At 58.8% G+C, this 21,637-nt stretch carries 23 protein-coding genes, 1 pseudogene and 1 riboswitch; of the genes and pseudogenes, 14 read left to right on the top strand and 10 right to left on the bottom strand.

The window, feature by feature from the left end:
* The first annotated feature begins 66 nt into the window (after window positions 1-66).
* From GOB83_RS10545 to GOB83_RS10555, 3 genes are read left to right on the top strand one after another with little or no spacing between them, the layout of a single operon-like run.
* Entirely contained in the window at window positions 67-609 is a 543-nt protein-coding gene (locus GOB83_RS10545; protein WP_165926024.1) for an RrF2 family transcriptional regulator, read from the top strand.
* 34 nt (window positions 610-643) lie between these two features.
* Window positions 644-1,039: a cupin domain-containing protein gene (locus GOB83_RS10550; protein WP_165926025.1), complete on the top strand. Its 396-nt coding sequence runs from the start codon at window positions 644-646 to the stop codon at window positions 1,037-1,039.
* 18 nt (window positions 1,040-1,057) lie between these two features.
* A complete protein-coding gene (locus GOB83_RS10555) occupies window positions 1,058-1,966 on the top strand; it encodes an NAD-dependent epimerase/dehydratase family protein (RefSeq protein WP_165926026.1) in 909 nt (302 codons plus the stop codon).
* 27 nt (window positions 1,967-1,993) lie between these two features.
* Here GOB83_RS10555 and GOB83_RS10560 read toward each other — a convergent pair whose 3' ends face one another.
* Together GOB83_RS10560 and GOB83_RS10565 are read right to left on the bottom strand one after the other, a co-directional pair.
* The gene (locus tag GOB83_RS10560) at window positions 1,994-2,407 is read right to left on the bottom strand and encodes a CrcB family protein (RefSeq protein WP_165926027.1); all 414 of its coding nucleotides are present in this window, start codon (window positions 2,405-2,407) and stop codon (window positions 1,994-1,996) included.
* A 31-nt stretch (window positions 2,408-2,438) separates the two neighbouring features.
* Window positions 2,439-3,257: a universal stress protein gene (locus tag GOB83_RS10565; RefSeq protein ID WP_165926028.1), complete on the bottom strand. Its 819-nt coding sequence runs from the start codon at window positions 3,255-3,257 to the stop codon at window positions 2,439-2,441.
* Between the two features lie 105 nt (window positions 3,258-3,362).
* Window positions 3,363-3,443: riboswitch (Fluoride riboswitch) on the bottom strand.
* Between the two features lie 154 nt (window positions 3,444-3,597).
* Here GOB83_RS10565 and GOB83_RS10570 point away from each other — a divergent pair.
* From GOB83_RS10570 to GOB83_RS10580, 3 genes are read left to right on the top strand one after another with little or no spacing between them, the layout of a single operon-like run.
* Window positions 3,598-4,194 (top strand): PadR family transcriptional regulator, encoded by a 597-nt coding sequence (locus tag GOB83_RS10570; RefSeq protein ID WP_165926029.1) that lies wholly within the window; start codon window positions 3,598-3,600, stop codon window positions 4,192-4,194.
* 45 nt (window positions 4,195-4,239) lie between these two features.
* Entirely contained in the window at window positions 4,240-5,022 is a 783-nt protein-coding gene (locus tag GOB83_RS10575; RefSeq protein WP_165926030.1) for a siderophore-interacting protein, read from the top strand.
* A gap of 45 nt (window positions 5,023-5,067) precedes the next feature.
* Window positions 5,068-5,388, top strand: a complete 321-nt coding sequence (locus GOB83_RS10580; protein WP_086645825.1) for an antibiotic biosynthesis monooxygenase family protein — start codon at window positions 5,068-5,070, stop codon at window positions 5,386-5,388.
* Window positions 5,389-5,423: 35 nt separating this feature from the next.
* Here GOB83_RS10580 and GOB83_RS10585 read toward each other — a convergent pair whose 3' ends face one another.
* Both GOB83_RS10585 and GOB83_RS10590 read right to left on the bottom strand, forming a co-directional pair.
* Window positions 5,424-6,092: an HD-GYP domain-containing protein gene (locus GOB83_RS10585; RefSeq protein WP_095349746.1), complete on the bottom strand. Its 669-nt coding sequence runs from the start codon at window positions 6,090-6,092 to the stop codon at window positions 5,424-5,426.
* A 327-nt stretch (window positions 6,093-6,419) separates the two neighbouring features.
* Window positions 6,420-7,787 carry a GGDEF domain-containing protein gene (locus GOB83_RS10590; protein WP_086645769.1) on the bottom strand — a complete coding sequence of 456 codons (1,368 nt, stop codon included), beginning with the start codon at window positions 7,785-7,787 and terminating at the stop codon, window positions 6,420-6,422.
* 146 nt (window positions 7,788-7,933) lie between these two features.
* Here GOB83_RS10590 and GOB83_RS10595 point away from each other — a divergent pair, with 146 nt between their 5' ends.
* The 3 genes from GOB83_RS10595 (at window position 7,934) to GOB83_RS10605 (ending at window position 9,593) form a co-directional block, all read left to right on the top strand.
* Window positions 7,934-8,116, top strand: a complete 183-nt coding sequence (locus GOB83_RS10595; RefSeq protein WP_165926031.1) for a hypothetical protein — start codon at window positions 7,934-7,936, stop codon at window positions 8,114-8,116.
* Window positions 8,117-8,186: 70 nt separating this feature from the next.
* Window positions 8,187-8,870 carry a Fe2+-dependent dioxygenase gene (locus GOB83_RS10600; RefSeq protein ID WP_165926032.1) on the top strand — a complete coding sequence of 228 codons (684 nt, stop codon included), beginning with the start codon at window positions 8,187-8,189 and terminating at the stop codon, window positions 8,868-8,870.
* Between the two features lie 117 nt (window positions 8,871-8,987).
* On the top strand, window positions 8,988-9,593 hold the full coding sequence (locus GOB83_RS10605; protein WP_242005830.1) for a YceI family protein: 606 nt from the start codon (window positions 8,988-8,990) through the stop codon (window positions 9,591-9,593).
* 20 nt (window positions 9,594-9,613) lie between these two features.
* On the opposite strand, the gene GOB83_RS10610 is transcribed toward GOB83_RS10605, so the two are convergent.
* The 5 genes from GOB83_RS10610 to GOB83_RS10630 form a co-directional block, all read right to left on the bottom strand.
* Complete coding sequence (locus tag GOB83_RS10610; protein ID WP_086645773.1) at window positions 9,614-10,033, bottom strand: hypothetical protein; 420 nt, start codon at window positions 10,031-10,033, stop codon at window positions 9,614-9,616.
* 75 nt (window positions 10,034-10,108) lie between these two features.
* Entirely contained in the window at window positions 10,109-11,311 is a 1,203-nt protein-coding gene (locus tag GOB83_RS10615) for a histidine-type phosphatase (RefSeq protein WP_165926033.1), read from the bottom strand.
* Window positions 11,308-11,667, bottom strand: coding sequence for a hypothetical protein (locus tag GOB83_RS10620; protein ID WP_165926034.1), 360 nt, complete (start codon window positions 11,665-11,667; stop codon window positions 11,308-11,310). Before GOB83_RS10620 ends, GOB83_RS10615 begins: the two co-directional genes overlap by 4 nt.
* Complete coding sequence (locus GOB83_RS10625) at window positions 11,639-11,818, bottom strand: hypothetical protein (protein ID WP_165926035.1); 180 nt, start codon at window positions 11,816-11,818, stop codon at window positions 11,639-11,641. The genes GOB83_RS10620 and GOB83_RS10625 overlap by 29 nt, the downstream gene beginning before the upstream one ends.
* A gap of 175 nt (window positions 11,819-11,993) precedes the next feature.
* Complete coding sequence (locus GOB83_RS10630; RefSeq protein ID WP_165926036.1) at window positions 11,994-12,569, bottom strand: RNA polymerase sigma factor; 576 nt, start codon at window positions 12,567-12,569, stop codon at window positions 11,994-11,996.
* A gap of 492 nt (window positions 12,570-13,061) precedes the next feature.
* Here GOB83_RS10630 and GOB83_RS10635 point away from each other — a divergent pair.
* A pseudogene (locus GOB83_RS10635) lies at window positions 13,062-13,712 on the top strand (YfdX family protein); the annotation flags it as partial.
* Between the two features lie 497 nt (window positions 13,713-14,209).
* Here GOB83_RS10635 and GOB83_RS10640 read toward each other — a convergent pair.
* On the bottom strand, window positions 14,210-15,628 hold the full coding sequence (locus tag GOB83_RS10640; RefSeq protein WP_165926038.1) for a helix-turn-helix domain-containing protein: 1,419 nt from the start codon (window positions 15,626-15,628) through the stop codon (window positions 14,210-14,212).
* A 130-nt stretch (window positions 15,629-15,758) separates the two neighbouring features.
* Between GOB83_RS10640 and GOB83_RS10645 the strand changes: the two genes are divergently transcribed.
* From GOB83_RS10645 to acs, 4 genes are read left to right on the top strand one after another with little or no spacing between them, the layout of a single operon-like run.
* Window positions 15,759-17,321 (top strand): MmgE/PrpD family protein, encoded by a 1,563-nt coding sequence (locus tag GOB83_RS10645; RefSeq protein ID WP_165926039.1) that lies wholly within the window; start codon window positions 15,759-15,761, stop codon window positions 17,319-17,321.
* A 36-nt stretch (window positions 17,322-17,357) separates the two neighbouring features.
* Window positions 17,358-18,527, top strand: coding sequence for a bifunctional 2-methylcitrate synthase/citrate synthase (gene prpC / locus GOB83_RS10650; RefSeq protein ID WP_086645780.1), 1,170 nt, complete (start codon window positions 17,358-17,360; stop codon window positions 18,525-18,527).
* A complete protein-coding gene (prpB, locus tag GOB83_RS10655; protein ID WP_165926040.1) occupies window positions 18,524-19,456 on the top strand; it encodes a methylisocitrate lyase in 933 nt (310 codons plus the stop codon). The genes prpC and prpB overlap by 4 nt, the downstream gene beginning before the upstream one ends.
* Before the next feature lie 52 nt (window positions 19,457-19,508).
* Entirely contained in the window at window positions 19,509-21,491 is a 1,983-nt protein-coding gene (gene acs, locus GOB83_RS10660; protein ID WP_242005831.1) for an acetate--CoA ligase, read from the top strand.
* Window positions 21,492-21,637 lie beyond the last annotated feature (146 nt).

The raw sequence follows: 21,637 nt of genomic DNA on the forward strand, positions 1-21,637 counted from the left end.
GGATGACCGCCCTTTTTGGGGCGGTTTTTTCTTGCGAATCAAAACGCGGACTAATATGGTCTGCGTATGGCACTTTATGGCGCAAGCACTGAATACGTTTTGCACAGCCTGCTCTGGCTGGTGGAACACACCGAGCCGGTGAGCAGTCTGGACCTGGCGGACATGCAGGGGATTCCCGCAGCTTTTATGGCTAAGCTCATGCCCCGGCTGGAAAAAGCCGGGCTGCTCATTGCCGCGGAAGGGCTGCGTGGGGGCTACCAGCTTGCACGTCCCGCCGCACAGATTAGCGTGCTGGATGTAGTGGATGCGGCAGAAGGGCGCAAAGCGCTTTTTACCTGTCAGGAAATCCGTGGGCGTTGTGCCCTGTTTGGCAATTGCCCGCCAGAATGGGCCGAGCGGGGCGTATGCAGTATTCATGCCGCCATGTTGCAGGCCGAGCAGGCCATGCGTGCCCAACTGGCCCAGACCACACTGGCCGATCTGGCGCAGACCGTGCGCAATAAAGCCCCCACGGCTTTTATGGGGGAGGCAGAACATTGGTTTGGGGAGCGGGCCCGCACCCGCAGAACCAGCAGGGTGCGGCAGAAAAAACGTGTGGCATCCGCCTGATAGCCCAGACAGATTTTGTAAAAAAGGTTCGATTATGCGTCAATTCATGGCCCTTTGCGGCATGGTGCTTTGTGTTGTGGCCGGAGGAGCACATGCCGCTCCCGCTACCGGCGTGACCCCTTTGCTGACCCACGACCTGCCCGGCCTTGCAGGCAAGGAGGGGGCTATGGTGCTGGTGGATTACCCACCCGGTGGGGCAGACCCTGTGCACCGGCATAATGCCTCTGTTTTTGTGTATGTGCTTCAGGGCAGTGTGATTATGCAGGTCAAAGGGCAGGCTGCTGTAACACTGCATGAGGGACAAAGCTTTTTTGAAGGCCCGGCAGATGTGCATCTTGTGGGGCGTAATGCCAGTACTATTGCACCTGCGCGGTTTATTGCCTTTTTCGTCAAGAACAAGGCTGCTCCCTTTGTTGCTCCCGCCCCTTGAACAGACGGATAAACAGGCATGAAGATTCTTGTAGCCGGAGCCAGTGGTGCGCTGGGCCGTCCCCTGATCACGCAGTTGCGCCATGCAGGGCATACAGTATGGGGCATGGCACAAAGCCCGTGTGGGGTGGAGGTGGTTGGCGCGCTTGGTGCGGGGGTAGTGCAGGGGAATGCGCTGGACCGCTCAGCAGTTTTTGCCATTATGGAGCAGGTGCGCCCCGACTGCGTGGTGGACCAGCTAACATCGCTCCCGGCCAGTCCGTTTGACCTGCCCCAAAGGCTGCCTGCCGACCGGGTTATACGCCTGCAAGGGGGCGGCAACCTGTTTGATGCGGCACAGGCCTGTGGCGTAAAGCGATATATCCAGCAGTCCTGCGGCTTTTATCTTGATGGAGCCGGTGCGCTGGCGGACGATACGGCTGCACTCAAAACCACAGCCCCCGGCCATGTGGGGGAGAGTGCACGCATGTATGCTGCGTTGGAAAACCGGGTTATCAACACAACAGATATGCAGGGAATAGCCCTGAGATACGGCTTTTTTTATGGCCCCCATACATGGTACGACCCCGAAGGGGCCTTTACCACCCATATGCGCCGGGGCGAGGTGGCCATAATTGGGGCAGGGCGGAGCGTGTTCTCCTTTATTCATGTAGAGGATGCCGCAGCAGCAACCGTATCTGCCCTGACTGCGTCAAAGGGTATTTACAATGTGGTGGATGACCAGCCAGTACGGGTGCAGGCATGGCTACCAGCCTATGCCCGGTGGGTTGGTGCTCCCCCGCCGGGGCATATGGATGAGCAAACTGCCATGCAGCAACTGGGGCCGGAAAGTGTATATTACCAGAACCAGCTTGATGGTGCGAGCAACCACAAGGCGCGGCGTGTTCTGGGCCTTAACCCACGTCCGCAGCCATGGGGCGTAGTGTAGGTACTGGTAAAAATACGGCCTTGTAAATCAGTTTTCGGTGCCGCTTGCGGTATTTATGGCCTGCGCGGCAACGTAGCCTGCGCTCACACTGAGCATGCACAGCCCGACAGACAGACCGATATTGAGAAGTGCCCGCCCGGGTGCTCCGTTTTTAAGCAGGTCAAGCGTTTGCAGGCTGAAGGAGGAAAACGTGGTGTACCCCCCGCATAGCCCGACCATAAACACCAGCCTTCCGGTTTCGGACACGGGCAGGCGGCCGCCTGCTGCGGTCAGGGTGCCAAAAAAGGCAATGGCAAACGAACCGGATACATTAATGGCAATTGTCCCCCATGGCAGAACCTGGCTCCAGCGCAGGGTTGCCAGCCCCACCCAGTAACGCAGCAATGTGCCAGCAGCCCCGGCCAGACCGATAAGAAGAGAGGGTAAAATGTTGGTCAACATGGAAAACTCTGTGCCTGTGGTTCTGTGTTTATCAATGGTGGGTCAGTATTGGCCATGTGGCATGGGCAAGCAGGTCCACGGTGGGGCCGCCAAATAGCCATTCAATAAAATGCGGTCGGCCGTATGCTCCCATAACCAGCAGGTCTGCCCCCGCCTGCGTGGCGCGTGCGCGAAGTTGCTCGCCCACGCTTTGTTCTGTCAGAACAAACCGCTCCAGCGTGACCGCCACGCCAAGCGTGCGCAGTGTGGCCAGTAATGTGGGGTCTGCAACCGCGTTGGGGTGGTGTTCCCCTAACAGAATGCTCACGCGCTCAGCCGTGCGGAGCAGGGGCATGGCGGCGGCGGTGGCGCGGTGCAGGTTGGGGGTGTCCTGCCAGGCTATAACGGGGTGTTGGCCAAAGCCCGGCTGTGGTGTGGGTGGGGCAATAAGCACCGTTGCCTGTGCATCGTACAGGGCAGCGGCAAAGCTCTGCCGGGTTGTTGGTGTAGTGGCTGCGCTGGCCGGGCCGAGAACAACAAAATCGGCTTTGCTGGCGGCAAGGCTCAGGGTTGTGCGCGGTGGGCCTGCCTGTTCCACCCATTGGGCATGGGGGCTGCCCTGCGCTGTGCTGCGCCAGTGTTCAAAAATCTGGCGGATGGCGCGGGCACGGGTGGCAACCGTTTGCGCAAAGTGGGCCTGTTGTGCGGGGTCTGGCAGCCCTTCATCCGGGCTTTGAAAATCAGGGTCCGTGGCGGGCATGGGGTGGAAGGCGCAAATATCCGCCCCTCCCAGCCGGGCAGCCAGTTGGCCTGCGGTGTGCAGGGTCAAGGCTGCGGTCTGGGCATCGTCCAGAACAGCGATCAGGCGCATTGCAAGGGGTTCCTGCCTGTGCGGTTGGTGGGGGTGGGGCAAAGCCCGGTCTGGTTGTGTATGCGGGGCATGGTTTTGGACGCACTCCTCCCTCACGCATGGTTTTGCGGGGTAGGAATCATCAGCCAGTAAGGCGGTTCGATTTTGGCGGGCCAAAATCCGGCAGAGTCCATTGCCGTGCCTGAGTATGAATAAAACACGCCTACCAAGTCAATCCTGCCTGTATTGGCACGGCGTGCGCGGGGGAGTCTCTGGCGGATTTGCAGGGGTTAGGGACGGATTTTAAAAACATATCCCGATATATCTTTACTTACGATATATCGGAATGTATATCGGAGTTATGAAACACAAAAACAGACACGCAGGCGGTCGCTACCGCCACCAGTTTTTTGCCCCCGAAGGTCGGTCCGATCTGGCAGGGCATGGCCGCCACCACCACGGGCGGGGCGGCGGCGGACGGCGGGGTGGCCGCCACAGACTGTTCGATTACGGGGAGATGCGTCTGCTCGTACTGAGCCTGATCGGGGAAAACCCGACCTATGGGTATGAACTGATCAAAACCATAGAAGACAAGTTTGCAGGCAGCTACACGCCCAGCCCCGGTGTGATTTACCCCACACTCACATGGCTGGAAGAAGCCGGGCACATCCGCCCCGCAGAGCAGAGTGGGCGCAAGACGTACCACATCACGCCCGAAGGGGAGGCGTATCTGGCGGCTAATAGTGCGGACCTGCACGCCATTCTTACCCGTGCTGCCAGCACCGATGCGCCAGAACATGGCGGGCGGCGGAATGCACCGGTACCCGTGCTGCGCGCGATGGAAAACCTGAAAACCGCCCTTCGCCTGAAGCTGCGCAACGGCGGGCTAAGTGCGCAGGAAGCGGAACAGATTGCCGCCCTGCTGGACGAGGCCGCCCGCGCAATCAGCCAGACATAAGCGCCATTGGAGCATCCTCCACGCTCATTCAGGGACCAGACAGAGATGAACAACACAGCTAAAGAACAGGCATGGCCATCTGCACCAGCAAGTGAGTCCGTGCGCCACCCGCTACGCAGGCGTAGCCTGAGCGTGGTGGCTGTGGAGCGCCTGACCCCCCATATGATCCGTATAACCCTGAGCGGGCCGGATATGGCGGATTTTGTCAGTGCTTCCCCCGATGACCATATTAAAATCTTCCTGCTCGGAGCCGATGGTGTGGAAGTGCGCAGGGATTACACACCACGCCGCTATAACCGGCAGAATGCAACGCTGGTGCTGGACTTTGTGGACCATCACGCAGGCCCGGCCGCGGCATGGGCGCGCACGGCCAGCGTAGGTGCACAACTGGATATTGGTGGGCCAAAAGGTTCGCGCGTTATTGCAGGCCCGGTCGCGCAATGGCTCCTTGTGGGGGATGAAACAGCTTTGCCAGCCATTGGCCGCAGGGTGGAGGAACTTCCCGCCCATGCAGCAGTAACAACCGTTGTTGCCGTGCCCGGGCCGCAAGATGAGCAGAGTTTTGCAACCTCTGCCAGCCATGGCGCGTACTGGGTACACCGGCCCATGGCGCAGGCGGATCAGGCACAGGCCCTTGTGGCGGCACTGGACAAGGTCTGTATTGAACCGGGCACCTTTGTCTGGGTTGGGGCAGAAGCGCATGTTGCCCGGGCCGTGCGGCAGTACCTGCTGGAAGAACGTTGCGTACCCGCCCAGTGGATAAAGGCAGCGGGATACTGGATTATGGGGCAGGGGGATGCCTCGGTCCGGGATGTCGCGGAGTTTTAAGGATCAGGCCACCCCGCCACCTGTATGGAAAGGAACAGACAGACCATGCCCCATTACATTGCCATGAACCGTTTTGTGGTCCCGCCTGAAAACGAGGAGGCCTTCCGCCAGCGCTGGCTGGAGCGCGAGGTGCTGTTGCAGAGTGTGCCCGGTTTTATCAGCTTCCAGTTTCTGCAAGGCCCGGAAAAGGAAGGCGGCAGGCTTTATGCCTCCCATACCGTATGGGCGTCATACGATGCGTTTGTAGGCTGGACCCAGTCCGAGCAGTTCCGTCAGGCCCATGCGGGGGCCGGGCAGGGGCGTGCCCTGACCGCAGGCCCGCCGGTGTTTGAAGGCTTTACGGTGTTACAGAACGTACCGGCCTGAGCGGGAACCAACCCCTGTTCCTGCGTGTGCGGGGGTTAGTTTGAATGCAGGTTGTCGGGGAGCTTGTTCCCCATTTTTTCCCACGCGTAATCGGCATTCCAGACTTCCAGCAGGTCATCCAGATGGGTGGCGCACAAAAGGGCCAGCTTGGGTTCAAACGCGCGCCCGGCTTCTTGTTGCAGAATTTTCCTGACCGCTTCGGGTGTCCAGGAGTGCTTGTAATTGCGCTTGGACAGGCAGGCATCAATGGTATCCGCCACGGATATAACCTGCACCCATAGCGGAATATGTGCCCCTTTAAGCCCAAGCGGGTAGCCTGTGCCATCCCACCGTTCATGGTGGAGCAGGGCGGCATCCATGACTTCACGCGGGAATTCGTGCTCGTACCATTGCAGCACGCCAAGCCCCAGCAGAGGGTGCTTGCGAATAACGCCTTTTTCTTCCGGGGTCAGTGGGCGTGGTGCGTGCAGGATGTCCCGCCCGGTCAGCACCTTGCCTGTGTCGTGCAGTTCCCCGGCAAGCTGGATAATGTCCTGGTCCAGCCCCAGTCCCGCCAGTTCGTTGATCCGCGTAGCCAGCAACCCAACGCGACGACCATGCCCGTTCTGGATATTGCTCACACCCTTAATAAACTCCTTGTGGGGGAGTGATGGAGGGGGAAGCGTTCCGGCATCCCACATAGGGGCAATGGTACAGTCAGGCATACATAGTTTACTCGTGGAGATTGAATGCGATTTATTCAGTTTTCGTTGGGTGATTTTATAAGCAATAAAATACGCAGTAAACTCAGAAAAAAAATTATTACCAAGAAAACATGGCGCTTCTGCACTGCAATTGTTGCAATGCCAGAAGGGAAACACAGCCCAGCGTACAGGAAAAACGCGGGAAAAGGCATATAAAATTGTTTTTATTCAATGCACTGTGCATAAATCCGCCATGCGCGGGATGCAGCCTCCCGCCTCCGTTCCTTTTGTGTGTAGCAAGGAACGCGAGCAGCAATGCTGATATATTCGTAATATAATCAGGCGTTTTTAAGAGGCGTGGTGCGTTGTTACAATGCGGTTGCGGCCATTGTTCTTGGCTTTGTAAAGCGCCTCATCCGCCTGATGGATCAGCAGGCGGGCATTGGTTTCGCCCTCGAACGTGGTGACCCCGCCAGAGAGAGTGACATGCACCTGATCATTGGAGGAGAGCGTAAGCGCCTGTTCCGCCAGCGCATGACGGATACGCTCCGCACAGGCCAGACCATCCGCCAGTGGGGCCTCGGTCAGGACAATCAGGAACTCCTCGCCCCCGTAGCGGAAGATAAAGTCGTTGGCGCGGACGTTGGCAGCAATAATCTCGGCCACAAAGCATAGCACTTCATCGCCCACCAGATGGCCAAAGCGGTCATTGATTTTTTTGAAGTGGTCAATGTCCAGAATAACCAGACTGAATGGTTTTTCGTGCGTCAGGGCAAAGGTAATTTCGTTCTGGATCACCACATCAAGGAACCGGCGGTTGAACACCTTGGTCAGCGGGTCGCGCCCGTTTTCCACTTCCTCCAGATGCCGGAACACGCGCCCGATCAGGAACGTGAGTTTGGTAATGGCCTTGTGGAGTTCGGTGGGGAAGTCCGACGGAATAACACCGGATTGGCGGATGGCCGTAATCTTGGCATCCAGCTCACGCACCTTGCGCTGGATTTCATTGGCCTCGTGCGTACCTTTGAACAGGCTCATGCCTTTATGGGTCAGCCACAGACCGAACTCGGATTCCGCAATGGTGGGCAGGTCTTCGGGGTGGCCTTTGCACAGGCAGTAGAATGCCTGCGTGCTCCAGCCCGAGAAGGTGCTGATCTGTGTTTCTTTTTCGTAGGAAATATTGTGCCCGAGCGAGACAAGGCGGAAGGCCTCGTCACTTTCCACCTTCTTGCGGAAGCTGACGTCATAGGCCTTGATCATGAACTTGAAGGCAAAGTCCATCATGTTGTTCAGGTAGATAATGGCGGCAATAACGTCGTCTTTATCTGATGTGGCGGCTTTTATGCCCTCAATCAGTGCCTGTTTGATAATGTAGATCCCGTACACCACAATATCGGTCGGAATCTCAAGCTGGGCATGAACTGCCCCCACACGGCACTGGAGTTCGCTCAGGTCCTCAACATGGTCGGCATCGGTAAAGAACAGGCTCTGGATCCAGGCCAGAAGCTGGGGCCGCATTTTGACCTCAACCGTTTCCTTTTCCAGAAAAATAGCGGCGCGTTTGTGCTGGAACAGTGCGGAGTAAAAAAGGTTTACGCAGGTCGGCCCGGATTGTGTGACCACAGCGCGCAACAGCTCGCGAACATGCGCCGGTGTCTCGTTCATTGTCTCCTTCATTTGATCGAGGGGGGACAAGGTAATGAATGCGGGAGACATATGTGAACGGAACCCTTTGAAAGCACTATATAAAATATGATTCGGCACGGAGTGTTAATAACGCGGGACAAGAACCAAATCAGTTGACGAACGGCACAGTATAATACCAACCGCGTTTATAATACAAAGCACAGCCTGTGGTATTTATGCATATCACAACCAATGTGCCTGTGTGGCTGTTGTGGTTTGGTGTTTATAACATGGCTCTATGCTTTTTGTGCTGTGTGGTCGGGGGCATGCGGCATGCCGTGCAAGGGGGCGGACTTTATACCCTAACGGCATGGATGCAAGGGGTGCGTGCATGGCGGGAGCAGGTGGGTGACTGCTAATTTTTATTGATAATCATTCTCATAATCACCTATAAGCGGCCCACATAGCCAACCCAAGGAGCACAGGCGCATGCTGGTCCATATTCCCAAAGTTCTGACGGAGGAGGAGGTCGCGCGTTTCCGCCAGATTCTGGAGCAGCAGAACTGGGTGGATGGCAAGGTAACCGCGGGGGACCAGTCCGCCAAAGCCAAATACAACCTCCAGATTCCGCAGGACAGTGAGGCCAGTAAATATCTGGGGGACCTGATTTTGCAGGCACTGGGCCGCAACCCGCTGTTCCACAGTGCGGCCCTGCCACTGCGTGTTTATCCTCCCCTGTTCAATCGTTACGATCAGGGCATGCAGTTTGACATGCATGTGGATAATGCCGTTCGGCCCGTGCCCGGCACGGGGTTCCGCCTGCGCACGGATGTTTCCTCCACCCTGTTTTTAAGTGGACCGGATGAGTATGACGGAGGGGAGCTGGTTATTCAGGACACGTACGGCCAGCAGAGTGTCAAGCTGCCAGCGGGGGATATGGTGGTGTACCCGTCCACCAGCCTGCATGCGGTCAGCCCCATTACGCGGGGGAGCCGCTGGGCATCATTCTTCTGGACCCAGTCCATGGTGCGGGACGACACACAACGTGCGTTACTGTACCAGTTTGACTGCTCGATTATGGAAACACGCAAGGCCCTGCCCGATAACCACCCCGCCGTACTGGAGCTGACCGCAACCTACCACAACCTCATGCGCCAGTGGGCGGAGCTGTAACGCATCAGGCACCGCCACAGATGGCGCACCATGGACCGGGCAGCCTTTTGGCCCATGGAGCGTTAACAGGGGGTATGGAGCGGCCCAATGGCTGGATGCCGCCATGAGGGAGGTTTTATGGCAAGACGTACAGCTCAGGCAGTATTGCTTATGGGGGTCGCTTGTGCAGGCATGGCCCTGCCATATGCGCGCGCGCTGGCTCAGCCCCAGCATGTGGTGCTGGGGCCGGCCAATACACAGGCCCACCTGTACGCCAAAACAGCCGTGACCAGTATTGAAGGGAGCTTTGAACAGCTCAAAGGCAACCTGACCTACAACCCCGAGGACCAGAGCTGCCATGTGGAGCTGAGCATGGCTGTGCAGTCTCTCAAGGTCGGGTCGTCCGCGCTGCGGGGGATCATGCTTTCAGGCATCATGCTGGATGGGGACGACCACCCGAGCATGACGTTTGTCGGGGATTGCAAACCCACAATCCGCCAGGGCAAACCGCACACCCAGCTTGTGGGCCAGCTGAGCATGCGGGGGCAGACCCACCCGCTCACCTTTGATGTGGCCATGCATTTTACAGGCAATACCCTCACCCAGATCCAGAGTGATGCCACGTTTGACCAACGCCAGTGGGGGGTCAGTACGCTCCTGCATACAGTGGACCCCATGGTGCGCACGCAAACGCTTATAAACCTTGGCCCAAGCCCGGCCTGCCCGCCTGCCACACCCCGCTGAGTGCGGGCCTGAGCAGCAGCCTACAGGTTTGCCTGTTCGTCCATGCCTGTGCGGTGGTGGGGAGGGATTTGCGGGCGGATGCGGAGGTAGGCATCCTCCTCCGTTTCGTCCGGTTCTATGCCCAGCCAGTGGGGTTTGCGCTTGATAACCCAGTCCAGCATATGGGCGCAAACCTTGCGGCACAGGGCAAAGTCCTCTGCCAGCAGGGCAATGCCCAAGGGGAGCATCCACAACCCCAGCACGGGCAGGAAGGAAAACAGCCCCCCTACAACCAGCAATGAGCCAGCGGGCAGGCGCAGCCACTTCTGCCTCGGTTCGCGTAGCCAGAACAGCCAGCCCCGTGTTTTGTCCGGTAGCCGCACAAGCAGCAGCGCCATGCGGCGCTGGCGCAGGAGTTCGGTGGGGTGGGCCGCCCCGGTTGGGGTCCGTGCATCGGTCATGGTACAGATATGGGGTGTGAGCGGGGTGTTTGCAAAGGCACCTCGCCCCCCCCCATATGCGCGGTGGTGTGGTGCCTATCGGGTAGGCTGCAAGGTCTGGAGGGACGTGCCAGCGGCAATGACCTGCATGGCCAGTGCCGGAGTGGGTGGGGCCAGAGTGCGTAGGGCTTCCAGCCCTTGGTGGAACAGCCGGACAACAATGTAGGGGCCATGTGCCGTGCGCCACAGCTCAAAGGCCAGCGTTGTGTTGGGGGCTGTGGGGTCTGGCTGGTCGGCAAAGGACCAGTCCAGCCCGTACAGCGTGGCCAGTGCATCCAGATTGGTGTCGTGCCCGGCCAGCACGAACAGTTTTGTCTGCCCGGTTACTGCGGGCACACCCTCCACTGGTTTGCCGTCCAGCGCATTTTGCACGGCTGCGGCCATGGGGGCACCTTTGTGTGCGGCCAGTGTGGGCAGGCGGCGGACAAGCCAGCTTTCCTCCGTATGGAGGGGGAACACCTGCCCGATCAGGGTTGCGGGGTCATGCCCCCCAAACGGTTCGGCCTGTGCGGGCATGCCCTGTGTATATTCCAGCAGCAGGTTTTCGGCCGCTGTGCCGCCGGTGGCAATGCCGCCTTCCAGGTGGGGTTTGCCCTTTTTCCATGCCAGCCTGGCTTTGTTGGCGCTCAGGCAGTGGGGGGTATCGGTTGTGCAGGCGGTGGGGGCCAGAACGGCCTGCAACGTGCTCATGCTGGCTTCCACCGTGGGGGGCAGGGTGCGCGCGCGCTGGTCAAACTCCCGCGTGATGGCGCTTTGTTCCTGCGTGCTGAGTGGTGCTGGTGAGCCTGCAAAAATGGGGTCTTCCTGCCCATCGGGCAGGCCTCTGGCGCGCAAGCCGCAGGCCGGTGCAAGCTGGTCGGCCCAGATGCTCCCGCTCTCGCGCGTGCGGTGGTCCTTGGCATCGGCCCATATGGCAATGCTGGCAGGTGCGGGGCAGTTGCCCTGCTGGAGCAGGCCCGCCTGCGTGTAGTGCTGGCGCACCAGCTCCACCATCTGGGCCAGTGCCTGCTTGCCGTGCGCGGTTAACTCACCGGGAGCTGCGGGCCATTGTGCCCATGCGTGGCCGGTCTGGGCCTGCAGGGTCTGGGGTGGTTTGGTGGGGCTGCGTATGCCGTGGCGGGCAAGCAGCACCACCCGTTCCAGCACAGCTCCGTGCTGTGTGGAGGGAAGGGGGGTAGAGGGTGCTGCAAGGGCGGGCGTTGCCACAAACAGTGCGCAGAACAGGGCAAGATGTCTCATGGTACGGTCATAGCAAGGTTGAAGAATACGCTGCGCCCGGGGTTGCGCCAGTAAAGGGGGGCATCACCATAGCTCTGGTTCCCCGCAAAGTTGGTGATGGCGCGGGTGTTGAACAGAGTGCCAATTTTAAGGCTGGGCGTAATCTCGCGGAACACGCTGCCAGCATTGCGGATGCGCCAGCCCGGCGCAAGGTCGGCTGTTACGTTGCTGCCAATCTTGTACTGGTTGGCAAACTGTGTATTGCCTGCGGCGTTGGTCACGCTGTTCAAGCCCCAGTGTTTGCCAACATATTTGCCAATAATGGAAAAATAGGCCTCTTTTTCGCTCTCATAGAGCAGGCCAAAAGAAGCCAGCATATTGGGGCTGGAACTTGATGATGTCGTCCATGCTGGCTAGCGGAATAATGTTATTGTTGATGACGTTGCTTTGAATGCGCGACGTGGGTTCCTTAATACCCAGCGGCACAACCGTGGGGGGCAGGCGTATGGCATGGCCCAGAAGGGTCATGTGTTCGTCTGTATTCTTTTCTTTTGTTGCGCTGGCATACCATATGGCTCTGGCACGCAGGAAGGTGCTTTTGTGGCGTATATCCTGCTCAAGCCATTACTGGAATGCCTGCTGCTCGCTTGCGCAAAGGAGAGGGATTTATCCAGTCTGGGCTGTCCATTGCGCCGCAGCCTCGTCAGGGCTGGTGCTTGCGAGAGTGGACAAGACGCGGGCGCTGCTCCACCTCAACGGTCATTTCCCTCTCTGATTGCGCATATTCTCTGGAAAGAAAAACAAGTGCGCGGGCAAGCTGTTTTTCTACAATATTTTCAGAAACACTCAATTGCGCGGCACATTCCTTTTGTGTCAGGCCACGTGCGCGGCGCAGAACAAAAATATCCCGGCACCGGGCGGGAAGTTTTGCAATGGCTTTTTCAAGGAAGCGCATTTCCTGCCGGGCAGATACTACCTGCTCGGCGGAGGGGGCCGTATCTGCCAGCGTATCTGCCTGTATAAGAGCAAGGCTGGTAACCGGCACAACTCGTGCGCGCCTGTAATGCTGCATAACAAGGTTACGGCAGACCGAAACAAAATAGGCGCGCGGGTTGGTAATGGATGACCACTGCGCCTGCGCCATAACAACATAGGCTTCATGAATAATGTCGTCAGCTTCAATATTGGCGTAGCGGCGTAACCCGGCGCGGATATGGCCTTCATGCGGGAGAATATAGGTAGCCAGCCAGATGCTGCACTCGTCTGTCGTGTGTAACAATCGAACCCTCTGCCCCGCCGGTGTGGTTGATTGGCAGGCATGTAGCAAGCGCATACCCTGTGCAGTGTGACACTTGCATGACAAGGGGTGCCCGATGGGGTGGTGTGCCTGCACGGTGGATGCGCGGCATTCACACCAACTGTACACATTATCCACAGGCTTATGCACCGGAGCATCCGCAGAATCTGTGGACGAATCTAACGCAAAGGGCTTTTTTTGCGCGTCAACAGGGCACAGGGGGGCTGGGGAGAGCAGGGCCGCAGCCGTGCCTGTCTGGGGTGCTGTGCCTGTTTTTACAACATGGCAGTGTTGCGTAATGGTTGGTCAGTTCAGGACTTGCACGGCCAGTAAAGCAAAGTTTTCAAAAATAATAAATTTTTTAATGCTCTTTCTTTTGCATTCAACACCTTGAGAAACGTATTTTGCTAACCAGATATTGAGTTTGAATCCTTAATACTTTGGTGTTCAACATTTTCGGTCAGGATTGTTTTTATGCGTTTTAAGGCATCTCTTGCGGCAGTGGCCGCTCTTATGGTCAGTGCTTCGGCAGCGCATGCCGGGGCCATTCACACGGATTGGGAAAAGTTCAAGGCCGGGCGCGCCCTGCACCACCTGTCTGTGGATGGGCAGAAAGCCTTGCAGGATGTGCTGGTCGCGCGTGACCTGCTGGCACAGGGCAAAACGGATGCCGCCATCCCCCCGATTTACGATGCGCAAAAGCGCTTTGTTGCGGCACAAAAGGATAACCGGCGGTTTTATGCGGCGGAAGACCAGTTGCAGCCTGCTCCCCAGCACCCTGTTTCTGCCACCCATAAGCCCACAACCGGCGCTGTGACGTGGATTCCCGTTGGTGGTGAGTTCATTCTGACCGAAACTCTGGCCCCCGATAAAAAAGCCGCTGCCCAGCAGGCCAACAAAGCTCTCAAGGCCGGGCAGAACGCGCAGGCCCAGCAGAACCTGCAGGTAGTGGGCGAAGATGCCGACTTTATTATCGCGCTTGCCCCGCTGGAACAGACCAAAAGCACCCTGTACCGCGCCCGGGTGCTGACCGAGGGCCGACAGGCCGCACAGGCAAAGGAGGCACTGGACCAGCTGCTGGATAGCATTGTGTTTGTCTCGGACGATTTTGTGGACCAGTCCGCAAATGCCCAGTCCCCGGCACAAGCCCCAACGCAGGCTCCGGCCAAGGCGGCAACTCAGGGGAGCGCTGCTGAGACGCCAGCCCCGGCTACAGCCCCCGCGCCGGCGGCTGCTCCCAGTGTTGCAGCCCCGGCTGCCGCAACCCCGGATGCCCCCAAGGCCGATTCCGCTACGGGAAGTGCCCACTAAAAGCACTGATAAACCAAAGGCTTGTAAGAATAACGCGAGGGGTGGCGAAAAAAAATTCGCCACCCCTTGTTTTTTCGCTTGCTCTTTAATGAGAATCGTTCTTATTATCATCTTGTCGCGGTGATGAAGGCGTTTCTGCTGGTGGGGCAAGGGGCATCACCGCGACAATCTGTGGTTGTCGTGACTACCGTAAAAAACTATCCCCCCTAAACTTCCGGGCTGTTTTGCATCCCCGGTCAGTCCGGAAGGTTCTTTCTTCTCCTCCTACCCCTTGCCCTACCAGCACCCAACCCGCTCATCGAGCGGGTTTTTTAGTGTTCGGGCACGGCCCTGTAGGGCACAACCCCGCGCGCATTGCTGCCTGTATCCAGCACCCTGCCAGAAACAGGGAGCGAGCGGTGGCTGCATAGTTCCCGCCCACAGGCCCGGCATCCGGGGCCAATAGGTACAACCAATGTGTGGTCCGCCAGATCAAGCCCGGCGGCGTAAACGGTTTTTGCCGCATCTGCTATGGTGCAGCCCAGCACAATGGCAATCTGCCGGGGGCGGTCGGCGTAGCTCAGTCCTTCCCGCCCGACGGTACGTGCGACATTCAGGTAAATGGAATCATCGGTGGTCTGCGAAAGCTGGACCTGAATCTGCCCCGGTGTTGCAAAGGCGCGGAACACGTTCCACAACGGGCAGGGCCCGCCAAAACGGGCCTGAGAAAAACGGTTGGCCGAAAAACTTTTAAGAATATTGCCAGCAATATCCAGTTTAAGAAAATAGAACGGAATCCCTTCCGCACCAAAGCGCTGCATGGTGCTCAGGCGGTGGCAGACCTGCTCAAAACTGACGCCAAAGTGGCGGCGCAGGTCGTCCACATCATACCGCATGTTCTGGGCCTTATGCAGGAAGCGCGTATAGGGCAGGATGAGTGCTCCGGCAAAATAATTGCCCAGATACACCCGTGCGAGTTCCTGCGCATTGCGCTCCTTTGGGCCTTCGCGGCGCAAAATGTCAGTCATCAGGCGGGTGTGTTCCAGCTGGCCTATAATCTGGGCCAGAAAAAACAGTGTGCTTTCCGGCGGCTGGTTATGGGGGAGCTGCACCTGGCGTTTATGCCGGTCAATCCGCCAGACCAGCCCGCGTTCCTGCATATCCGTATTATGGGTTATACCCAGCCCGTGCTGGTTGCGCAGGTGTTGGGCAAGGGCTACGTCCAGCGATGTATCCGTGCGGATAAGACGTTCGTAAAATGCCTCGGCTGCACAATCAAGTTCATGAAAATAGTTGTTGTGGTCCTGCACCCAGTTACCAACGGCCTCGTAAGGTTCAAGCGGGGGTGTGCTGGCCAAGGGGGCGTGTGCGTGCCGCTCCTGTTCAAACGTGTATGCACGGTAGAGGGTTAAAAAAGCCTCGCACAGTTCGGGGGTCTGGCGGGCGGCTTCCGCCATTTTGGTAAGTGGTAGTGGTGAGTTTTTAAAAATCGGGTCGGCCATGGTTTCGCGCAGTGCCTGCACGACATGGGCTTCGCGCGTGTCGGCAAACCATGCGGGGCTCAGGGCAAAGCGTTCGCACAGGTTTTGCAAAAGGTGGTCGGGTAGGGGGCGGTGGTTGCGCTCAAGCTGGTTAAGGTAGCTGAGCGAGACGCCAACACGTTCCGCCAGCACGGCCTGTGTCATGCCTTCGCGCTGGCGGAGCTGGCGCAGCCGGTTGCCAGCAAACAGCTTGGTTTTGGTTCTGGGCATGCTCACCAACCTTCACAGACTTTGCAACGGGCGCGAATTCCTTCGCTTCTTTTTACTCTTATTCCTCTGCTGCTTTACGCAACAGTCTGCAACTGTTTCCCCAGATCACAAGATGGCAAGGGCCGGAACAATGCAAAATCATGAAGTGCGCGTACACCCAGAGAGTGAACGCCTGAACCGCGCAGACCAGCTGGCCTGGAAAATTGCACAGGTCGCGGCCGACCCGGTTGCGGTGGAACCTGCCGTGGCAGATATGATCATCAACCGCATGATTGACAATGCCGCCGTAGCCATGGCCTCGGTCAACCGCCATTCGGTCATGAGTGCCCGGACAGAAGCGCTCGCCCACCGCAGGCCCGGCGGGGCTACGGTGTTTGGCATGGGGCCGGATGTACGGGTCCATGCGGAGTGGGCGGCATGGGCCAACGGTACCGCTGTGCGCGAACTGGACTACCACGATACCTTTCTGGCGGCTGAATACTCCCATCCGGGGGACAATATTCCCGGTATTCTGGCCGTGGCGCAGCAGTGTAACCGCAGCGGTGCGGACCTGATCCGCGGCATTGCCACTGGGTATGAAATCCAGATTGATCTGGCCCGCGCCATATGCCTGCACAAGCACAAGATTGACCATGTGGCCCATCTTGGCCCATCGGTTGCGGCGGGTATTGGCACGTTGCTGCGCCTGCCGCCTTCGGTCATTTATCAGGCTATCGGGCAGGCGCTGCATGTCACCACCGCCACGCGCCAGAGCCGCAAGGGCGAGATTTCGTCCTGGAAGGCATACGCCCCGGCCCATGCAGGCAAAATGGCTGTGGAATCAGTCGATCGCGCCATGCTGGGCGAAACATCCCCAACCCCGATCTATGAAGGGGAGGATGGGGTTATTGCATGGATGCTTGATGGTAAAGATGCGCATTACACCGTGCCCCTGCCGGGTATGGGCGAACCCAAGCGGGCCATCCTGTCTTCCTTTACCAAGGAACATTCAGCCGAATACCAAAGTCAGGCGCTGATCGACCTTGCCTTCCGCATGGGCAAAAAAATCAGCAACTGGGAGGATGTGGAAGATGTGCTGATCGAAACCAGCCACCACACCCACTACGTGATCGGCACCGGCTCCAACGACCCGCAGAAGTTTGACCCACAGGCCACGCGGGAAACACTGGACCATTCCATCATGTATATTGTGGCTGTGGCATTGCAGGATGGATGCTGGCACCACGTGCGCTCCTACGAACCCGAACGGGCGCGCAGGCCCGATACGGTGCGGCTGTGGAAAAAAATCCACACGATTGAAAAACCCGAATGGACACAACGCTACCATGAGAGCGACCCCGACAAAAAAGCCTTTGGCGGGCGTATTGTCATCCGCCTGAAAAACGGCACCGTGCTGGCAGACGAGCTGGCCGTGGCCAATGCCCATACGCTGGGGGCAACGCCGTGGCAGCGTGCGGATTACATTCAAAAGTTCCGCACCCTGTCGGAAGGTATTGTAGCTCCGGCGGAAGTTGAGCGTTTTCTGGCCGCTGTGCAGCGCCTGCCAGAACTCGGGGCGGGGGAACTCCACCAGCTTGAACTGCATATTCCGCCACAGGACATGCAGATCAACAAGGTGGAAGGCATTTTCAACTTCGGCCAGTCTGCTCTGGGTGCCAAAAATACCCGGCAGACCGGGGCCCTCACGTCCTGACAGACACATAAAGACCAAGGCAGGGGAGCAACAGTAATGCACACCGAACTGCACCGCACAAAACCCAAAAAATCCGTGGCCCTGTCCGGCACCGTGGCGGGCAACACGGCCCTGAGCACCGTCGGCCATAGCGGGAATGACCTGCATTACCGTGGGTATGACATAAAAGACCTTGCCCGTGCCTGCACGTTTGAGGAGGTCGCCTACCTGCTGATTTACGGCTTTTTGCCCAACACGGCAGAGCTGGAAGGATATAAACGCCACCTGATGAGCCTGCGCGATATTCCCGATATTGTAAGGGCAGCTCTGGAACGCCTGCCAGCTTCTACCCACCCTATGGATGTCCTGCGGACGGCGGTGTCCGTTCTTGGGTGTGCCCTGCCCGAGCGGAGCGACTGCCCCACCGCGGGTGCGCGGGAAATCGCGGACAGGCTGGTGGCCTCCACCGCATCCATGCTGCTGTATTGGTACCATTATTCCAACCACGGGCGGCGGATAGACACCCATACGGATGATGCCAGTGCAGGCGGGCATTTTTTGCACCTTCTGCATGGGACCACTCCCCCCGATAGCTGGGTGCAGGCCATGCACACATCGCTCATCCTGTATGCCGAACATGAGTTTAACGCTTCCACCTTTGCCGCGCGCGTTGTGGCGGGCACCGGGTCGGACATGTATTCCGCCGTAACGGCTGCCATTGGTGCGCTGCGTGGCCCCAAACATGGGGGTGCGAACGAAGTGGCGCTGGACATCCAGCAACGCTACCACACGGCGGACGAAGCCGAGGCGGATATCCGCCGCAGGCTGGAGGCCAGAGAGGTGATTATCGGCTTTGGTCACCCGGTGTACACTCTGGCCGACCCGCGGAACGAAATTATCAAGGAAACGGCAAGGGACCTCTCCCGCCGCAACGGCACCATGCGGCTCTATACCGTAGCCGAGCGCATAGAGCGGGTTATGGCTGAACAGAAAAAGATGTTCCCTAACCTCGACTGGTTCAGTGCTGTTTCCTACAACGCCATGAACATTCCCACGGCCATGTTCACGCCTGTTTTTGTCATGGCCCGTGTGACCGGCTGGTGCGCGCATATTATGGAGCAGCGCATGGATGGAAAAATCATCCGTCCCTCTGCCAATTATACCGGGCCAGATGCCCGCCCGCTCATCCCTTTGCGTGAACGTGATGGACTGGAGTTCGCCGCATGACCTATCTGGTAGGCAAGGACCTGCCCGCAACGCCTGCGGGCCAGCGTTTTAAGGACATGATGCACCGCAAGGGCATTATGCAAATTCCCGGTGCACATAACGGGCAGGCGGCCCTGCAGGCAAAAGACTGTGGGTTTGGCGCGCTCTATCTTTCGGGCGCGGCCATGACCGCCAGCATGGGGCTGCCGGATCTTGGTATTATTACCATAGACGAGGTGTGTTTTTTCATCCGTCAGGTTGTGCGTGCCACGGGCCTGCCCGTGCTGGTGGATGGAGATACCGGGTATGGTGAAACCCTGAACGTGATGAACATGGTCCGCGCGTTTGAAGAGGCCGGGGCCGCCGCCGTGCATATTGAAGATCAGGTTCTGCCCAAAAAATGCGGCCACCTGAATGACAAAAAACTCGTCTCCCCTCAGGAGATGGCGCAAAAAGTGGCCGCCGCCGTCCGGGCCCGGCGCGATATGGTGGTGATTGCGCGCACGGATGCCGCTGGCTCGGAAGGGCTGGATGGCGCGGTAGCCCGTGCAAGGCTGTATTATGAGGCCGGGGCAGACGCCATCTTCCCCGAGGCTTTGATATCGGAAGATATGTTCAGGGAGTTTGCGCGCCGCCTGCCTGATGTGCCCCTGCTGGCCAATATGACCGAATTTGGCCGGTCCCCCTATTTTACCGCCTCCGAGTTCGAGGCCATGGGGTACAGCATGGTCATATGGCCGGTCAGTTCCCTGCGGGCGGCCAACCGGGCACAGGCGGACCTGTATGCCACCATTGCCCGCACGGGGGGCACACAGGCCATGCTTGAGCGGATGCAAACCCGCGAGGAGCTGTACAAAACGCTTCGGTATTATGATTATGAAACACTCGATGCAGGCATTGTGGCCACGGTTCTCCCGCACATTGGACAGCCCGACCGCAACGCAGCCTGAAAACCGCAGACTTCTGTCCCACACAAACAACAAGAACAGGGGATACAAGACCATGACGGATCAAACACTCATCCCGGCGCGTGCCTACCCCCATTACCCGGCCATTATGTCTCCGGAGCAGTTGCAGGCCATGCGTGAACATGCCCGGCGCGACCCGGACGGGTTCTGGCTGCAACAGGCGCGGCGCATCCACTGGTGCTCGCGCCCCACACAGGGCTTTGCCGGCAGTTTTGAAAAAGACGTGTCCATAAGCTGGTTTGCAGATGGCACGCTGAATGCGTCGGTCTGCTGCATAGACCGCCACCTGACCGAGCGGGGCGACCAGGTTGCCCTGATCAGCCAGCGCGAGGCCGCAGGCCGCTCGGAAAGCCTGACCTACAAGGACCTGCACGAACGGGTCTGCCGTCTGGCCAATGCCCTGACCCATCTGGGGGTGGAAAAAGGGCACCGCGTGGCCATCTGCCTGCCTATGGTGGCAGAGGCGGTTGTGTCCATGCTGGCCTGCGCGCGCATTGGTGCGGTGCATGTGGTGTTGTTTGGCGGGTTCTCGGCCGAAGGTATTGCCGAACGTCTGGTGGATAGCGGGGCTGTGGCTGTTATTACCGCCAATATGGCATGGCGTGGCAACAAGCCCGTGGCGTACAAGCAGAGCATGGATGAAGCCCTGCGCAAGGCCGGGGGTAATAGTGGCGTGCACTCCATGCTGGTCGTGCGCACATCGGAAGAAGCCGTGCCCATGCTGCCGGGCCGGGACTACGATTTTCATGATTTTGTAGATAATTTCGAGGCGGATTTTGTGCCTGCCGTCATGCGGGCGGAAGACCCGCTGTTCATGCTCTATACCTCGGGTAGCACGGGCAAGCCCAAGGCGGTTGTGCATGCAACGGGTGGGTATATGGTCTGGGCGGCCTACACCATGGGCATGGTCTATACCCACCAGCCGGGCGATGTGTTGTGGTGCACGGCGGATGTGGCCTGGATTACGGGGCACACCTCGGTTGTGTATGGCCCGCTGGCCAATGGTGGCACCACCATGATCTCGGACAGTCTGCCTACTCACCCCCAGCCGGGGCGGTGGTTTGAACTGATTGATGAATACAAGGTGAGCATGCTCTTTACCGCGCCCACAGCCGTACGCGCCATGATGGCCGAAGGCGATGCGGTGGTGAACCGGTATAACCTTGGCTCCCTGCGCCTGCTGGGTGTTGCGGGTGAACCCATAAGCCCCGATGCGTGGCTGTGGTACCATGATGTCGTGGGCAAAAAACGCTGCCCCGTGGCCGATACGTGGTGGCAGACGGAAACCGCAGGCATTGTGCTTGGCCCCATACCCGGTGTGCATTCGCTCAAGCCCGGTTCGGCCACCATGCCTCTGCCGGGGGTGGAAATGGCCATACTCGACCAGCAGGGCAAGGTGGAGCAGGGTGCCGCAGAAGGTGCTTTGTGCATTGCGCGCTCATGGCCCGGTCAGGCGCGCACCATATGGGGTGATCATGCCCGCTTCTGCCAGACGTATTTTGCCCTTGCACCGGGCCTGTATTTTACAGGCGATGGCGCAAGGCGGGATGAGGACGGGTATTACTGGATAACCGGCCGCATGGATGATGTGATCAACATTGCCGGGCACCGCCTTGGCACGGCAGAGGTGGAGGACGCTCTGGGCGCGGACCACAGGATTGTGGAATGCGCGGCCGTGGGGGTGGAGCACCCGGTCAAGGGGCAGGCGCTGGTTGTGTTTGCCATCCCCCGCAAGGATGTAACCTCCGGGCTGGATGAGGAGGGCATAAGCCGCCTTGTGGTGCAGTTGATCGGGCGGTACGCAGCACCGGAGGCCGTGTATCTGGTGCCCGATCTGCCCCGCACACGCTCTGGCAAAATCGTGCGCCGCCTGTTGCGCAAGATCGCAAGTGGGGATACCAATGAACTGGGTGATCTGTCTGCCCTGAGCGATCAGTCCATTGTGCCCATGCTGCGCGAGCGCGTGTGGGGGCAAATGGCCTTTGGGCAGCCAGAAGCAGTGCAGGCCCGAGCCTGAGGCTTGGTGGCCAGCACACAGCGGAATCTTGCTAAGCGCGGCAAGACCGGGGGGGTCGAGGCGGTAACGCCCCGGCCCTTCTGCTTATTCAGGCCATAGTCTGCGCGTGGGTCTGGCGTATTCGTGATTATTCCTGCGTGGCAAAG

Origin of the sequence: Acetobacter fabarum, assembly GCF_011516925.1 — a bacterium.
In the GTDB taxonomy this organism is placed as follows: domain Bacteria; phylum Pseudomonadota; class Alphaproteobacteria; order Acetobacterales; family Acetobacteraceae; genus Acetobacter; species Acetobacter fabarum.

What these genes read in the sequence shown, in the direction of transcription:
- GOB83_RS10645 (WP_165926039.1), top strand. Translation starts at nt 15,759, where the DNA reads ATGCAAAATCATGAAGTGCGCGTACACCCAGAGAGTGAACGCCTGAAC.
- GOB83_RS10565 (WP_165926028.1), bottom strand. Translation starts at nt 3,257, where the DNA reads ATGCGCCTGATCGCTGTTCTGGACGATGCCCAGACCGCAGCCTTGACC.
- GOB83_RS10555 (WP_165926026.1), top strand. Translation starts at nt 1,058, where the DNA reads ATGAAGATTCTTGTAGCCGGAGCCAGTGGTGCGCTGGGCCGTCCCCTG.
- GOB83_RS10590 (WP_086645769.1), bottom strand. Translation starts at nt 7,787, where the DNA reads ATGTCTCCCGCATTCATTACCTTGTCCCCCCTCGATCAAATGAAGGAG.
- GOB83_RS10585 (WP_095349746.1), bottom strand. Translation starts at nt 6,092, where the DNA reads ATGCCTGACTGTACCATTGCCCCTATGTGGGATGCCGGAACGCTTCCC.
- GOB83_RS10595 (WP_165926031.1), top strand. Translation starts at nt 7,934, where the DNA reads ATGCATATCACAACCAATGTGCCTGTGTGGCTGTTGTGGTTTGGTGTT.
- GOB83_RS10610 (WP_086645773.1), bottom strand. Translation starts at nt 10,033, where the DNA reads ATGACCGATGCACGGACCCCAACCGGGGCGGCCCACCCCACCGAACTC.
- GOB83_RS10640 (WP_165926038.1), bottom strand. Translation starts at nt 15,628, where the DNA reads ATGCCCAGAACCAAAACCAAGCTGTTTGCTGGCAACCGGCTGCGCCAG.
- GOB83_RS10620 (WP_165926034.1), bottom strand. Translation starts at nt 11,667, where the DNA reads ATGCTGGCTTCTTTTGGCCTGCTCTATGAGAGCGAAAAAGAGGCCTAT.
- GOB83_RS10560 (WP_165926027.1), bottom strand. Translation starts at nt 2,407, where the DNA reads ATGTTGACCAACATTTTACCCTCTCTTCTTATCGGTCTGGCCGGGGCT.
- prpC (WP_086645780.1), top strand. Translation starts at nt 17,358, where the DNA reads ATGCACACCGAACTGCACCGCACAAAACCCAAAAAATCCGTGGCCCTG.
- GOB83_RS10580 (WP_086645825.1), top strand. Translation starts at nt 5,068, where the DNA reads ATGCCCCATTACATTGCCATGAACCGTTTTGTGGTCCCGCCTGAAAAC.
- GOB83_RS10570 (WP_165926029.1), top strand. Translation starts at nt 3,598, where the DNA reads ATGAAACACAAAAACAGACACGCAGGCGGTCGCTACCGCCACCAGTTT.
- GOB83_RS10625 (WP_165926035.1), bottom strand. Translation starts at nt 11,818, where the DNA reads ATGACCCTTCTGGGCCATGCCATACGCCTGCCCCCCACGGTTGTGCCG.
- GOB83_RS10575 (WP_165926030.1), top strand. Translation starts at nt 4,240, where the DNA reads ATGAACAACACAGCTAAAGAACAGGCATGGCCATCTGCACCAGCAAGT.
- GOB83_RS10605 (WP_242005830.1), top strand. Translation starts at nt 8,988, where the DNA reads ATGGCAAGACGTACAGCTCAGGCAGTATTGCTTATGGGGGTCGCTTGT.
- acs (WP_242005831.1), top strand. Translation starts at nt 19,509, where the DNA reads ATGACGGATCAAACACTCATCCCGGCGCGTGCCTACCCCCATTACCCG.
- GOB83_RS10600 (WP_165926032.1), top strand. Translation starts at nt 8,187, where the DNA reads ATGCTGGTCCATATTCCCAAAGTTCTGACGGAGGAGGAGGTCGCGCGT.
- GOB83_RS10615 (WP_165926033.1), bottom strand. Translation starts at nt 11,311, where the DNA reads ATGAGACATCTTGCCCTGTTCTGCGCACTGTTTGTGGCAACGCCCGCC.
- prpB (WP_165926040.1), top strand. Translation starts at nt 18,524, where the DNA reads ATGACCTATCTGGTAGGCAAGGACCTGCCCGCAACGCCTGCGGGCCAG.
- GOB83_RS10550 (WP_165926025.1), top strand. Translation starts at nt 644, where the DNA reads ATGCGTCAATTCATGGCCCTTTGCGGCATGGTGCTTTGTGTTGTGGCC.
- GOB83_RS10545 (WP_165926024.1), top strand. Translation starts at nt 67, where the DNA reads ATGGCACTTTATGGCGCAAGCACTGAATACGTTTTGCACAGCCTGCTC.